This is a genomic window from Shewanella sp. 1311 (genome assembly GCF_059338235.1).
The window spans coordinates 870,612-885,853 of the sequence record NZ_CM181686.1; the positions used below are offsets into that span (position 1 = coordinate 870,612).

The 15,242-nt window shown below is 45.6% G+C and carries 9 protein-coding genes and 1 riboswitch; of the genes, 3 read left to right on the top strand and 6 right to left on the bottom strand.

All coding sequences use genetic code 11. The features are described from left to right. Positions 1–86 precede the first annotated feature (86 nt). From AC5YB3_RS03930 to AC5YB3_RS03940, 3 genes are all read right to left on the bottom strand, one after another. Positions 87–692 (bottom strand): DUF998 domain-containing protein, encoded by a 606-nt coding sequence (locus tag AC5YB3_RS03930; RefSeq protein ID WP_006086154.1) that lies wholly within the window; start codon positions 690–692, stop codon positions 87–89. An 818-nt stretch (positions 693–1,510) separates the two neighbouring features. Continuing rightward, the gene (locus tag AC5YB3_RS03935) at positions 1,511–4,588 is read right to left on the bottom strand and encodes a transglycosylase domain-containing protein (protein WP_006082332.1); all 3,078 of its coding nucleotides are present in this window, start codon (positions 4,586–4,588) and stop codon (positions 1,511–1,513) included. A gap of 425 nt (positions 4,589–5,013) precedes the next feature. Then, entirely contained in the window at positions 5,014–5,592 is a 579-nt protein-coding gene (locus AC5YB3_RS03940; protein WP_261271414.1) for a thymidine kinase, read from the bottom strand. A 543-nt stretch (positions 5,593–6,135) separates the two neighbouring features. Here AC5YB3_RS03940 and AC5YB3_RS03945 point away from each other — a divergent pair. Both AC5YB3_RS03945 and AC5YB3_RS03950 read left to right on the top strand, forming a co-directional pair. Further along, on the top strand, positions 6,136–8,232 hold the full coding sequence (locus AC5YB3_RS03945; RefSeq protein WP_494526602.1) for a multiheme c-type cytochrome: 2,097 nt from the start codon (positions 6,136–6,138) through the stop codon (positions 8,230–8,232). 204 nt (positions 8,233–8,436) lie between these two features. Continuing rightward, positions 8,437–10,587, top strand: coding sequence for a M3 family metallopeptidase (locus tag AC5YB3_RS03950; RefSeq protein ID WP_494526603.1), 2,151 nt, complete (start codon positions 8,437–8,439; stop codon positions 10,585–10,587). 176 nt (positions 10,588–10,763) lie between these two features. On the opposite strand, the gene AC5YB3_RS03955 is transcribed toward AC5YB3_RS03950, so the two are convergent. The 3 genes from AC5YB3_RS03955 to AC5YB3_RS03965 all read right to left on the bottom strand — a co-directional run bounded on the left by AC5YB3_RS03955 (position 10,764) and on the right by AC5YB3_RS03965 (position 14,380). Beyond that, a complete protein-coding gene (locus AC5YB3_RS03955; protein ID WP_071939629.1) occupies positions 10,764–12,332 on the bottom strand; it encodes a Na+/H+ antiporter NhaC family protein in 1,569 nt (522 codons plus the stop codon). 79 nt (positions 12,333–12,411) lie between these two features. After that, positions 12,412–12,608, bottom strand: a riboswitch (Lysine riboswitch). A 95-nt stretch (positions 12,609–12,703) separates the two neighbouring features. Continuing rightward, complete coding sequence (locus AC5YB3_RS03960; protein ID WP_432320105.1) at positions 12,704–13,630, bottom strand: electron transfer flavoprotein subunit alpha/FixB family protein; 927 nt, start codon at positions 13,628–13,630, stop codon at positions 12,704–12,706. After that, a complete protein-coding gene (locus AC5YB3_RS03965; RefSeq protein WP_006082338.1) occupies positions 13,631–14,380 on the bottom strand; it encodes an electron transfer flavoprotein subunit beta/FixA family protein in 750 nt (249 codons plus the stop codon). A 310-nt stretch (positions 14,381–14,690) separates the two neighbouring features. Here AC5YB3_RS03965 and AC5YB3_RS03970 point away from each other — a divergent pair, with 310 nt between their 5' ends. Continuing rightward, complete coding sequence (locus AC5YB3_RS03970; protein WP_006082339.1) at positions 14,691–15,083, top strand: H-NS histone family protein; 393 nt, start codon at positions 14,691–14,693, stop codon at positions 15,081–15,083. Positions 15,084–15,242: the final 159 nt, after the last annotated feature.

Genomic DNA, 15,242 nt, shown 5'->3' on the forward strand with positions numbered 1-15,242 from the left:
GGAAAATATCAGTTGGTTAAAATAAGCGATGCAGGAGCAAAAACCAACTGTTATTTGTCCTGATTAATTTGCTTGTTAGTTTACAATTACGCCAATACTAGTGAAAAAGCACTTAGCCAAATTAGCTGAAAGCCATATGAAATACGCTGATGGATGCCAGGATTGCTTTGGGATTTTACAGCTTTAGCCATTGCGAAAAGAAAATAAACAGCAGCGACAACAGAAACCAATGAAAAAATGCGGAAATATAATGGAATAATTTCAGTTGTTGGACTGATAGCAATTAATATTGGTGCTACAACTAATGAAAGCAACATGATAAAACCTGCCCAAGAATGTACCTTACAATTAAAAGTTGGATTCTTAGTAAATGGATCGGCGTCCATTGGGAAGTAACCGGCGACCCATGTACCAACACCATGAGCTATAACTAACCAACCAGCAATATTCACTAAAGTTGAAACATTTGAGAGTTGAGCCAGATACCAACCGAAAAAGCAAAATAGAAAACCAAGAGGATAATTATTAATTAAAGGAGACAATTTTTCAGTTGGGCTACCAGTCGCACCTAACTCACTACAAAATTGCTTTGAATGGCTGTAACCAGCATAAAACCTACTTGCTACATAAACACCAATGAATATCCAGATTGTTGCAATTAATCCTGAATAGATCGCAATACTCTCAAACACCACCAAACTCCCTTTGTAAACTAACATTTTATTAGTGCGCATGCGCGTTTACCTCATTAGACCAGTAAAAACGCGCATCATTAACTGCTTGTATTGCAAAGAACTTATCAGCTTTTTATCTAATACACCATCCGGAAAAACGCGCATGCGCGTTTTCCAAACCGATTAACTAATTTTGGGAAAGTTTATGCGGATGATTTTTAAGGGTTTTATAAATTTTAGGCTGGATAAACGCGTAAACTAATGAGTTTAAAAACACTCAAAAGCATCTAAATTTAAATACGACTGTATACCCATATATTGTTAGTCGCTTTACGGTAGGGCCAAAAATTGGGTAAATAGATGAGATTTTGTAGGGCAATTCATTCGTCAGTTTTCAATTCACTAAATGAATGCTAGCCAGCTTTGGGGCAATAGCTTTTTAGCTAAACGAGCAGCAAGAGGGTTAGTAAGATTGGCATTGTTGCACCAGTGACCTTCTAAAACATGGATGTTTTAGTAGAGCCCTCAGGGACGAGTTTATGGCGTGTCACTGGGAAAACAATGACAATTAATGCTGCGTAACTCAGTTATCTTGCTTTGGGCATTTTCAAGTCAGAGAATGCCGTTAATCGGCCAAAACTCCTGCTATTTAGGCGGACAGTTTAATTATTCATGATAAATCTTTATCGCTTGGTATGAGACGTTAAAACCCTCCTACAAGAATCGATAGATAATTAAAGCGATAAAACGACAAAGAGTGTTCATCAGGAACACTCTTTGTCGTTAGCGGGCAGTTACTAGATTGCAATTACTAGCACGGCTCTAAACTCCTGTCTTTATTCGTTTACCACGCACATACCCTGCTCGGTTTTCACATAGGGAGACAGAATAGGCATCATGCCTTTCATCACTTGTAATGGCAGCGCCGAGGTAAAACTAAAATCATCGGATTTACTGCCGGGCACGAAGGCCGTCAAAGTGCCGAAGTATTTATCCCCCAGATAAAACACGAAGGTCGCGGTACGGTTCATGGCAGTCGTCGCTACTTTTTTACCTTGCTGCATCTGAGTCACGATACGGTTATCACCGGTGCCGGTTTTCCCGCCTATGGCTAACATCTCGCCTTTTTCATCGGTAAAAATGCCCTTCAAACGACGGGCAGTACCGTTTTGCACTACGTTCGCCAGCGCCGCTTTTAAGGCTTGCGCGACTTCATGGCGCATGACTCGCTCACCTTGGGTGTTCTGATTCTCCAGCGTCACTTCATAGGGCGTATCGGCGGCGAAATGCAGCTGATTGATACGCACGGTAGGCAAACGATAACCATCATTCTGAATAATGCCCATGAGTTCGGCCAAGGCCGCAGGTCTATCTCCCGAGCTGCCGAGCGCCGAACCTAAGGATGGCACCATAGCATCAAAGGGGTAACCTAAACGCGCCCAACGCTGATGTATATCGAGGAAGGCTTCCACTTCGAGCATCACTTGCACTCGAACGTCACGGGCGTTTTTATGTCGCGTCCTAAATAACCAACGATAAACCTCTTGGCGCTGTGCTTCACTCGCCTGTTTCACATCGTTCAAATTGGCATCGGGATTGTGATTAAGATAATCCAGCACCCACAATTCCAACGGATGCACCCGTGCGATATAGCCTTGATCTGGCAAGTTATATTTATCTGGACCGTACTTGTTATATAAGCTCTTAATACGACCATCGGTATAACTCACCTGCGGCAATCTTTGCTGCAGAAAAGCCTTAAATGCCGACATAGGTTCATCGGGCAAGAGGTAGCGATACGCCGACGTTAATTGTTGCTCCGACTGGGATAAACCGTCGAAGAACATCCCAAAACGCTCATTCGCAGCCACTTTTTTATACTTGCGATAAAACTTAGTGACGAAGGTATTGCCCTCTCTATCGGCAAATACCCGCAGGTATTCGTCGCGGCGCGGATCTTTATCGTTACGCAGCAATTGGGCCATATTGCCCTCATTTTGCATACTGCTGCTGTAATTGACTATGTCGCGCATGAGGCGCACAAACGGCAAGTTAATCGAATCCTGCAAAGCTTGATAAAGTGTCGGAGTCTTAACATCTTCCGATTTTTTAAAGTTATTAAACACATGCAAACCACCACCGGTAAAGAACTGCTCACTGGTTGAGGCAGAATATTCCCGCTGTAGCGCTGCATCTAACATGCGATCTAAACGTCTGTCAGGATTCACAATCAAGTAATCAATCGCCCAGCGGGTTAAGTGATCCCTAGGTTCGATAATGATAGATTCCAGTTCAATACCATGTTTTTTAGAATATTTTTCGTGGATCTCAGCAATGATTTCTAAGTAGGTCGCCATCACCCGCAATTTAGCGGTTGAACCCAGTTCCAACTTACTGCCTTCGTTAATATCAAAGGGTTGGTCGGTACTGTCGGTCTGCACACGAACTCGGTTGGCGGTGTCGGTACGCTCGTAAAGCGTAAAGCTATACAGCACGTTTTGCAGTTGGCTTGGCTCGAGTAAACGCTCGCCCAATAAACCCACTTGCTCAGCGGTCGACACTTGCGCCAGGCTGCGTAAGTAGTGACTCACTTGCTGCTGTAAATCACTGTGTAAGCTACTGTTTACTGTTAAGTCGAGTCGGTCTAAATCGTACAGCCCCACATTTAACATGCCCGCGGTACGAATACGCACTGTATTCACGCCCTTATCGGCGCCCGATTGCGTATTTCGTTGCGGCTTTGTGACCCTAAACTGCAATTTCTGCGCGAGTGCGGCATCACGCAGACCACGGTCAATAAGGTAATATTGGCCGAGTAAGCGGATATGGCTATCGACTAAATTTTCAAGATCTTCATGACCTTGCAATAAATAGTATGAAGGGCGACGTTGAGCGATCATCAGCGCGACCACTTGGCGGAATACTTGTCCACGCTTGGCGGCATTACCCTTGATTTGTGGCGATGCTAACAGCTTGTTTGCGGTATCGAAATCGGTGCCAAACCAAGCCCACAGCCCGTCACCTATACCATGCACTTCACCATGATTTGGCGCCGAGGATAATGGCACTGTGTTTAAATAATCTTGGACGATGCGCTTACGAGCGGGTTCGGTATTCTCACCTTGCTGGTACACGCGCACACTGGCCGAGCCAATTTGCAGTAACTTATCCTTGATGCTTAAAGTTAAGCCTTGGGAAGAATGGCGGAATTTTTCAATCTGAGTCGCCAGCGTACTGCCACCAGCGGTTGACACATTCATGCCGACCATCTCTGCAATTTGGCTCATCCCCGCCACCACAAAACGTGGCCAGTCGATCACGGGATTGAGTTTATCTTCCGTGGTCCATAACTCGCGGTTTTCAATAAATAATAAGGTATTAACGATTTCATTGGGGATCTTATCGTCGTCCTGATAAACCCGTTTGGGATAGGCGAACTCGTACAAATCGGTATTGCGACAATCGAGCAGCGTTAAGCCTGATTGCGCCTTTTCGTGATAAGGCGGGAAAAATCCCAGCTGCGCGTATTCCTGCAAGGCAGGCGAAAACGCCACTTGCTGCGTCACCTGAAAATTCCGTTGCATTAATCGGTCGATATACTGGGGTAACTTGCTATAGCCATGGCGCTCATCGAAAGGGCCATAACTTGGATAAATCACCGCTGTGCTCGGTGAGTTTTCTAATTCATAGGTGAGCGTCTTTGCATATTGATTGATATATTTGGCTTGATAAAACGAGGTTTTCACTTCAAGGCCAATCAATAATGCGATACAGCAAATCAAAATAAAAAATAAGAACCAGACTCTGCCCTTTGATCTGGCTTTACGCGGAGTCTTAACCTTTACCTTAGGTTCAGGTTGTGGTGGACGAGGACGATAATTTTCGAACTTCATCTCTGACGGGGAATTAGGCAAAACAGCTCCAAAAAAACACTAAAATAAATATCTTTCATGCAACTCAGCAAATCCGTTGCCACTCAGTAAAGCAAGACATCAACTCATTAAGCCATTACGTTCATTAGGCCTTAGCTATCCGTTCTATATAGTGGAATAGTATATCCACACTTTCTCAAACCTTGTTTCACCCAAAAGAGTGGTATCCATAATCCTCAACCGCCACTCACTCACGCTAATGTTAAGCTGGCCACTTATACTATTTTTAAGCAAAGAGTAAATTTCGCCAAGTCTTAATTTGTTGATACACAGGTATTTTCAACGATTAAGCTCGCCGACACTGTGACTTAGCAGCAATGTGACTCATAAACACTGTGACTCAGAAACAGAACGGGCCAATAAGCCACACAAAAAACTCACCGCCAACTACACCCAGCTAGCAAAGACTAATCCCAGATAAACTCACGAAAATGTTTACGGCAAACGGACTCATAGCTTTCATTACCGCCAATCGCCACTTGCTCGCCCTCGCGCATCACTTTGCCGTCACCGTCGAGGCGCACCACCATGTTGGCTTTGCGGCCACAATGGCAAATGGTTTTCAGCTCAACCAACTTATCGGCCCACGCTAATAAATAATGACTGCCGCTAAAGAGTTCACCTTGGAAATCGGTCCTTAGGCCATAGCAGAGTACGGGAATATCAATATTATCGACCACATGCGTCAGCTGCTTAACCTGTTCTTTACTCAAAAACTGGCACTCATCCACCAGCACACAGCTTAATGGTGTGGCTTGATGCACATCGCTAATCATCTGAGTCAGATCATCTTGGCTGCTAAAAACCTGTGCATCCGTTTCAATGCCGATGCGCGAGGCCACTTTACCTTTGCCATATCTGTCATCTATGGAGGCTGTCATCACTAAGGTATTCATACCGCGTTCGCGGTAATTATAGGATGACTGTAATAAGGAAGTGGATTTACCAGCGTTCATCGCCGAATAATAAAAATACAATTGAGCCAAGACTTATACCCTTTAAAAAACGTTAGCGCTTACGCGTCTACCATCGGAGCCAAATTGGCCGCTAGTCTAACATTGCGCTTCACATCAGAACACTAGCAGCGACTAAGCTTTTATCATGAATTACTGCAACTGCGCTGACTTATCCAGCGTTTTACTCTCCCATCGTCGACTTAACCAACTCCAGCTCACTTTATTTAATCCTTAGCACGATAAAAGCCATCACCAGCCACAAAATGATTAAATTTTGTTAACACAAGCTTAACTGAACCTTAAATGTTGTTTTATAAGGAAATAGTGAATAAAGCTAAATTTCAAAAGTGAGATCTACCTCCAAAGTATTAAGTGTTAATGGGGTTGCGCTCAAAAAAACAAACATAACGTTAACAGTAGTATTTCATTCGAGACAAAATGTGCTCAATTTAAAAAAAGAAAGTATTCGATAGCTTGCAAATTAAAGCTAACGGTCAAAGCACTAATCTACCCTGCAAACTTTAGTGCTCCACTCCGTCCTTTATGCGCATATTGGATCAAATGGAGATAATGATGAGAATTTTCACCTCTAGAAAACTGGCATACTTAGTGGCTCTAGCACTAACTGGTGCTCTTGTTGGTTGTGGCGATGATGGCAAAGATGGTGTCGATGGGGCTCCAGGCACGCCCGGTATTCCGGGAACACCTGGCACGCCAGGAGAACCTGGAACACCACCGCCAGTCACTAGCTCAACGCTGACGAACGTCAAAGTGATCAACTACAGCTTTGGCGAAGGCAGTATCAGTTACGAATTTGAAATTACCGATGAGAATAATAATTTAATCAACGGACTGCAAAACGCAGAGGCTAAAGTCGCGGCGTTGACCGATAAAGGTTTTATCAATAACCGTACCGAAAGTGATCTCAATGGCGTTACAGACAATGTGCATATTGGTGGCGCGGCAACTCAAGCGACAGAAGGCGCCACACTGACCTCTTTAGGCGACGGTCACTACACTTTTGTGGCCCCAATGTTAGGGGTAAACCCGAGCACTGAAGGTATTGTGTGGTTACGCGTTGGCGGCAATAGCGCAACAGGTATCGCACGTTCAGCCCCCTTAGTTGTCAATAAACCCGAAGGCACTCATTCCACCACAACCGATAGTTGCTATTCGTGTCACGTCGATTACGCAACCAGTCCTCGCCGCCATGCAAGCTATGTTGCAACCGGTATGGACGGTGAAGTCACTTTCGTAGAAGGCTGTTTAGCATGTCACGGCTCAGTGAGTCGCGGCGCTGTCAATGCGGAAGGTTTCTCTGTAGGTGGCTATGCGACTAACACCCTGTCTAAGATTGGCCATGTTAATCACCAAGATTTTACTAAAGACTTTTCAGTACAAAACTGTACATCTTGTCACGTTGAAGCTCCAACTAACATCAACGTAGCAGGACCCGGTTGTATCGATTGCCATGATAGCGGTGGCGTGCCAGGTGTCATCATCCCAAGTAATGGTGCCGATGTCCGTACTATGCATGAAGGTAAGTCAGGTATTACTGAACGCCAAGCTATTCGCGCTAAGTACAAAGTGACATTAGCGGCCCCAGTTAAAGTCGATGATATATCAACGAAAACAGATCACTATGCGCCAACAGGTGCTGCAGCCGCAGTCGCCGCCCCAGGCTGGTGTACAACACTTACTGTAAAGGATGTTGATGGCAATATCTTTAGTATCAAAGATAACTTCAACTATTCAAATCCGCTGGTGTTTGATGCCAAGAAACCGCTGGTATATGCCAGTGCCTATCTGCACGCCTATGACAATGGCAGTTTAGTGGGCCGCCCAGGTAACCGTACTAACTATTACTATGGTTACAACACCGACGGCACTAAGAATATCTGTCACTTACTGACGGATATCAGCGCAGTGAATGCTAACTATGTTTACTCTGCCCGCGTGACATTCAGTACCGCAGATTGGATGGAATATGATGGCAATCAACGTTATCAAAGTAATGGCAGCCTAAGAGCGACAGGTTATGACGGCTCTATGGGCGTATCCTTTACCGCCTACTCAGACGTCGTTAACCCAGTCACGACTCAAAAAGTCTCTGGCTTCGAACGTCGTGAGATAGTGAGCGCTAACAGCTGTACTACTTGTCATAACGATGCCACTGCATTCCACAAAAATGGGGCCTTCGATGACGGCGGTAATGGCTGTATTGCTTGCCATGACAACGGCATGGCGCGGACATCAGCCGCCTTAGGCGCAGGTTTTGGCCCTATGGTTCACAGCTGGCACTGGGGTAATGGCGCTAAAGTCGGTGAAATGAAAGCGGATGGAACTCAAGCGAATGCGGCTAACGGTGCAGGGGCGATCAATCCTGTCACCAGTTGTGTTGCCTGCCATGATAAAGCGATTGATTTAGATAAAATTCCAAATCAATACATTTTAGAACCCGGTAGCAAGATGACAAGCCCTGTATCTGCAAACTGCTATGCCTGCCATACGATTGATTCTGCGAAAGCGCACATGGTGAGTAACGGTGGTGAGATCAGCGTTCCTAGCGTGGCAGATTGGTTTAAACAACCAACGACTGAATCCTGTGCAGTATGTCATAACACAGGTAGAAGCTCTGGTATTGATAAATACCACAAGTTTACTCGCTAATTAATCATTTCATCATCGCATGATTAAATAGTCAGTAAAAAGCGGTACCGATTTTCCCTGCAAGGAAATCGCCAAAGGAGTCTCATCAACACGGGACTCCTTTTTATTTAGATACAGCCCCATAACAAGCCATTTTCAGTCCCATTTAAGTTACTAACGTTACAGTCCTAAAAAAAACAACAATTCAAAGGAAGTCACTCAATTATGCGTAAACGTTTTATTGCCATCGCCATCGGCGCCACGCTCACCGCCGGATTTATGGCAGGTTGTAGCAACACAGAAAGCAAAGCCCCTAACGCCATGTCGGTACAAGTCCAAAACCCCTTGTTTCAAGTCAGTAGTCTGCAATATCAAGCGCCCGACTTTAGCCTCATCAAGAATGAGCATTTTACGCCTGCCCTAGAGCAAGGCATGGCCGAGCACTATCAAGAAATCCTCGCGATTGCGAATAATCCCGCAGCGGCCAGTTTTGATAACACCATTGTGGCTATGGAAAAAAGCGGTGCCCTGCTCAGCCGCGCATCGAGTGTGTTTTATAATCTAGCGGGTTCGAACAGCAATCCAGAGCTGCGTAAAATTCAAGGTGAAATGGCGCCAAAAATGGCGGCGCACTCGGACAACATCAACTTAAACCCAGCGCTATTTGCCCGTATCGAAGCCATTTATAACGATCGCACCAACCTAGGTTTAACCCCAGAAGCTGTGCGTTTGGTTGAGGTCTATCATCAACGCTTTATCATGGCGGGCGCAAAACTCACCGACGAACAAAAAGTGAAAATCCGTGCTCTTAACGAAGAACAATCGACACTGACCAATGAGTTTTCCCAGCGTTTACTGCGCCTAACTAAAGAAATCGCCGTGGTCGTGGAGTCAAAGAATGAACTTGCAGGATTAACTGACAGCGACATCACTTCGGCCGCAAACGATGCTAAAGCGGCGGGTCACGATGGCAAGTATCTGATCAATATCACCAACACCACTCGTCAGCCCGTATTGGCCTCACTGGAAAACCGTGAACTGCGCCAACGCATTTGGGAAGCCTCAGCTAACCGTGGCTTAAGTGGTGAAAACGAAACGGCGTCGCTGGTATCTCGTTTAGCGCAACTGCGCGCTGAGCGCGCCACCCTATTAGGTTATGAAAACTGGGCGAGTTATCGCCTAGCGCCGCAAATGGCCAAAACGCCAGAAGCGGTTTACAGCATGTTTGGCTCTATGGTGCCAGCCGTAGTCGCAAATACAGAGAAAGAAGCGGCCGATATTCAAGCCATGATCGACAAGACTGGCGGCAAATTTGAACTGGCGCCATGGGACTGGGAATTCTACGCCGAGAAAGTCCGCCAAGAAAAATACGCCCTTGATGGTAATAGCATTCGCCCATACTTTGAGTTTAACCGCGTCCTCGAAGATGGCGTGTTCTACACACTCAAAGAACTCTATGGCGTCACCCTAAAACCTCGCCCAGATTTACCGGTTTATCATCCCGATGTGAAAGCCTACGAAATGTTTGATGCCGATGGCTCAAGCATGGCCATTTTCTACGCCGACTATTTTGCCCGTGAAGGTAAACGTGGCGGCGCTTGGATGAGTTCGTTTGTCGGCCAATCCTTCCTTGAAGGCACTAAACCTGTGGTCGTCAACGTGATGAACATTAAGAAAGCGCCAGAGGGTGAACCCACATTCGTCAGCTATAACGAAGTCACCACCATGTTCCATGAAATGGGCCACGGCACCCACGGCATGTTCTCTAAAGTGACTTACCCTAGTCTGGCGGGCACTTCGGTTTCACGGGACTTTGTCGAATTCCCATCGACCTTCGAAGAGGATTGGGCGGCCCATCCAAAAGTGTTAGCCAACTACGCTAAACACTATGAAACTGGCAAACCCATTCCCGACGAATTGCTGCAAAAACTGCTGAAATCTGGCAGCTTTAACCAAGGATTCGACACTCTGGAATACATGGCCGCCGCATTAGTGGATATGGAGTGGCATTCATTAAGCCCAGATGCACCACTGCAAGATGTGGCCACCTTTGAAGCCAATGCCCTGAAAAAGCACGGCTTAAACATCAGCGCCGTGCCGCCACGCTATAAGTCGACCTACTTTGCCCACGCCTTCCCCGGTGGTTACTCGGCAAGTTATTACGCGTATATGTGGAGTGAGATTTTAGCGGCGGATGCCTTTGCCTATGTGCAAACCCAAGGCGGGCTCAATCGTGAAATCGGCATGAAATACCGCAAAACCATTCGTGAAGTGGGCAATAGCATAGCGCCAATGGAAGCCTACAAAAACTTCCGTGGACAAGAGCCAACCACACAAGGATTGCTTAAACGCCGCGGTCTAGATCAAGCACTCTAAGCTACAAAAAACCTAAGCAACAAGCACTTTAAACTCAGTGTTGATAGCCTTAATGCGATTAGGTTATAGATTAAGTTAAGCAGAGCGTTAACCAAAAAATCAGCCAGCATAATGCTGGCTGATTTATTTTGACTTATTCGCAGTGAACTTTTGCCGTGCAAGGTTTCAATTAGCGTTTAGCTAATTGCGCCTTTAGATTTGATTTTTAGCACTATGATGCTAACCACAAACACCACACTACAGGCCACTAAACCAGCCACAACTGACTCAGTAAATCCAAGTACGACATAACCCGTTAAGCTAATAAACGCCGCAATCAATGCATACGGTAGCTGAGTGACGACATGGTCGATATGGTGACAACTCGCGCCCGTAGACGACAAAATCGTAGTATCGGAAATCGGTGAACAGTGATCGCCAAATACCGCGCCCGCCAGCACAGAAGCAAGCATAGGCAACATCATGCCAGTGTGACTTCCCATCGCCATATCCGCAGCAATCGGCAACATGATACCGAACGTGCCCCAGCTAGTACCGGTTGAGAACGCAGTAATACCCGCTAACACAAACATTAGGGCTGGCAAAAAGGCGAACGGAATATTGCCCGTCGCGAGACTCGCCATAAACTTGCCGGTTTCGAGCTGGCCAATCACGCCTGCGATAGTCCAAGCAAATAACAGGATATAAATCGCTGGCAGCATAGAGCGAGCGCCCTGCACTATGCCTTTGACTATCATTGATTTCTCAACGCCTTGGACTAAATTCAATATCAACGAAATCGCTAAACCGATTAATGCACCAAAGAAAAGGGATGAACTGACATCGGTTTTCTCAAACGCTGAAATAATATTAAATTCAATCCCTTCAGTGGCAAGTACTTGAGCGCCACTGTTGATCATAAAATACAGGGTCGCAAATACCAACACTGTAATCGGCAGGAATAAACCTAAGATTTTACCGGTTTCGGCTTCAGGTAAATCCGCATTGGCTCCAGGCGGTAATCCCTTTGACTCATCGTATAAATTACCACGTTGGGCATTGAGTTCATGCTCGCGCATTGGCCCAACATCTAATCCCATAAAGACAACGAAAAGTAATAACAACAAGGAGAAGATTGCGTAGAAGTTCATTGGGATCATTTGAATAAAAATACTCAAATGGCCCGTATCTGCAAAACCATGGGCCGTTAATATTCCACCAATAAGTGCAATAATATACGCGCCCCAACTTGATACTGGAGAAATAACGCACACAGGTGCCGCAGTCGAATCCAATAAATAAGCTAACTTAGCGCGGGAAATATAATAACGGTCGGTAACAGGTCTAGCAACCGAACCTACGACTAAGCTATTGAAATAGTCGTCAATAAAAACCACACACCCTAAAAACATAGTTAATAATTTAGCGTCACGTTTATTACGTATATGTAAACGAGCCCAATCGGCAAAAGCCCGCGCGCTGCCACTTACGGTAATTAACGCTGTGATCATTCCCAGTACAATTAAGAAACCGAGAATATATAAGTTCCACGAATTAAGGCCTTCGCCCGTCCAAAAAAGTCCTTTAACACCATTAAATACAAATTCACCCGTCGCTACAGGTGAAAATTGATTGAGCAATAAAGCACCAATTAAAATACCTAACCCCAAAGAAAGCAGTACACGGCGAGTTAAGATCGCCAACACAATAGCCACCGCAGGCGGCAGCAAGGAAAGTGCCGAATCGGCATAATTCATAACAGTCATTGATTATTATCTTCGTTAAATACGAATGGAGGGCGACTGAACTGGTGGGGAAAGGCAATAGATACCCAAGGTCACCTGTCCTATCAGTAGCGCTCCATAGTAACTATTTCCAATATCCGTATCGGAAAATACTATGGCAGTGTTGCACCTATTAGGTACAACCCCAGCAGTTGATCGTGATAAATCGAACCACTTCGGCACCAAATCCTTTCGCAATCGATCAACGGAATCACCCTACTGATCACTACTAATATTTGGCGCGCCTCTACTTCTAAGAACGCCCGTACGCGGGCGTGAGGCACATAAAAACATAAGCGGCTTAGCAGATGCTAGCGCAAAGCCACTTAATGTGACCTAGATCACACTTTAAATCAACCGAGACTTGTGATCAGCTCAGGAACCGCCTCAAATAAATCGGCAACTAAGCCATAATCGGCAACTTGGAAAATAGGCGCTTCCGCGTCTTTGTTAATAGCAACGATGACTTTCGCGTCTTTCATGCCCGCTAAATGTTGAATCGCGCCAGAAATCCCCACGGCAATATAGAGGTTAGGAGCAACAATCTTACCAGTTTGACCGACTTGTAAATCGTTAGGCACAAAGCCAGCATCAACTGCCGCGCGTGATGCGCCAACCGCAGCACCGAGCTTGTCAGCAAGCTGCTCTAACATGCCGAAGTTTTCACCACTGCCCATACCACGGCCGCCAGAAACGATAATGCCAGCATTACCTAATTCTGGACGGGCTGATACCGTCAGGGATTGAGACACAAACTGAGTTCTCGCTTCAAACACTTTATCGAGTGTCGTCACAGCCGCGCTGTTACCTTCTGGCGCAGCATCAAAAGCACTGGCGCGCACTGTCATCACTTTGATGGCATCATGGCTTTGCACTGTCGCTAAGGCGTTACCCGCATACACAGGGCGCACAAAAGTGTCCGCACTGACGACGGTAATGACTTCAGAGATTTGCGCAACATCTAATAATGCTGCCACACGCGGAAGCGTGTCCTTACCTAAGCTCGAAGCAGAAGCCAGAATGTGGCCATAGTTTGGCGCTAAGTCCACCAGCAATTTGGCAAAATTTTCCGCTAAATGCGCTTCATACACGCTGGCATCGGCAACGAGCACTTGGCTAACGCCTTGTAGTGCTTGTGCAGCTTGGACAACCTCGCCACATTGGTGACCCGCAACCAGTACATGCACTTCATCGCCAATGGCGCGGGCGGCAGTGACGATTTTTGCCGTATCGAGTTTCAGTGCGGCATTATCATGTTCAGCTAATACTAAAATGGCCATTTAGATCACCTTCGCTTCATTTTTTAACTTTTCAACTAGCTCAGCTACCGACGCTACCATGATGCCTGCTTTACGCTCTGCTGGCGGAGTGACCTTCACAACCGTTTGGTGACTCTTTAACGTCACGCCCAAGTCAGCGACAGTAAAGACTTCTAATGGCTTACGCTTGGCTTTCATAATGTTAGGCAGTGAAGCATAACGAGGTTCGTTCAAACGTAGATCGGCAGTCACGACTGCAGGCAGCGGCATAAGTAAGGTTTGCATACCACCGTCAACTTCGCGAGCGACTTGCACAGATTGGCCTTCCAATTTGATTTCAGAAGCAAAGGTCGCCTGTGGCATATCCATCAGCGCTGCGAACATTTGGCCGGTTTGATTGTTATCGCCATCGATAGATTGCTTACCAAAAATCACCAGTTCAGCTTGTTCTTTGTCTTGTACCGCTTTGAGCAATTTGGCGATAGATACTGGCACCAGTTCTTCTTCAGTATCGATATGAATCGCACGGTCTGCGCCTAATGCGAGCGCGGTACGTAATTGTTCTTGCACGGCTTTATTACCAATACTGACAACAACCACTTCAGTAGCGCTACCCGCTTCTTTTAAACGAACCGCTTCTTCTACTGCGATTTCACAAAAAGGGTTCAACGCCATTTTTAGGTTTGCAGTGTCAACACTTGTATTGTCAGCTTTGACCCTGACCTTCACATTGGCATCAACAACGCGCTTAACGGGCACCAATACTTTCATAGGGTTTCCTTCCTACACTTTCATGTACATGGACAAAACATTGGTTAATACCAATGCAGGATAGAGCAACTTTACGTCCTGTTAACGTTAACGTCAACCAAAGTCAAACGCCTGTTTGCATTTTTTAATCCGCGCAACGGCTACTTTTTTGGACACTTATTTGAGTAAATAAGAAAAGTTCAAAATATAAATAATATTTAATTTACTTAAAACGCATAATTTTATTTGATTCGAGCTATATTAGTTTCTATCATTTAGGTGTTGTTCACCATTATCCTGTATTAAAAATTAGAGTGGGACGAAAATAGATATGAGCGAATTTTTAGAGATATTAACTCACGGCCGTCGTTTTAAAGCAGCAGTTAAAGAACTTAGCGTTGAAGAGTTACGTGATTTAGCCGACAAATTAGATAAAATTTTAGTAGAACGCGAGTCTATGGCTGAGGAAGAAGAACAAGCCATGGCAGCTCGTAATGCTAAGATTGAAGAAATCCGTCAACAAATGGAAGCCGTTGGTTTATCCATTGATGACTTAGGTGGCGTAGCTGTTAAAGCAACCGCGAAAAAACGCGCTCCTCGTCCAGCTAAATACCAAATCGAAGTTGACGGTGAAATGGTTCAGTGGACTGGCCAAGGCCGTATGCCCACCGTATTTAAGAACGAGATCAACAAAGGTCGTTCTATGGAAGATTTCTTAATCTAATCCAATTCGGTGCGGCGGTTCGAGTAACCAACACCTATTTGCATAAAAGCTCGCATTCATTGCGGGCTTTTTTATATCCATTATTGACTGCAATCTAAAACAACAAGCGTTAATCCCACGCCTCATTCCCGCTCAAATTGCGTTACAATTCAACCTTAG

Excerpts from the sequence above, each read along its gene's own strand:
- AC5YB3_RS03955 (WP_071939629.1), bottom strand. The coding sequence starts at position 12,332 with ATGACTGTTATGAATTATGCCGATTCGGCACTTTCCTTGCTGCCGCCT.
- AC5YB3_RS03970 (WP_006082339.1), top strand. The coding sequence starts at position 14,691 with ATGAGCGAATTTTTAGAGATATTAACTCACGGCCGTCGTTTTAAAGCA.
- AC5YB3_RS03945 (WP_494526602.1), top strand. The coding sequence starts at position 6,136 with ATGAGAATTTTCACCTCTAGAAAACTGGCATACTTAGTGGCTCTAGCA.
- AC5YB3_RS03950 (WP_494526603.1), top strand. The coding sequence starts at position 8,437 with ATGCGTAAACGTTTTATTGCCATCGCCATCGGCGCCACGCTCACCGCC.
- AC5YB3_RS03965 (WP_006082338.1), bottom strand. The coding sequence starts at position 14,380 with ATGAAAGTATTGGTGCCCGTTAAGCGCGTTGTTGATGCCAATGTGAAG.
- AC5YB3_RS03960 (WP_432320105.1), bottom strand. The coding sequence starts at position 13,630 with ATGGCCATTTTAGTATTAGCTGAACATGATAATGCCGCACTGAAACTC.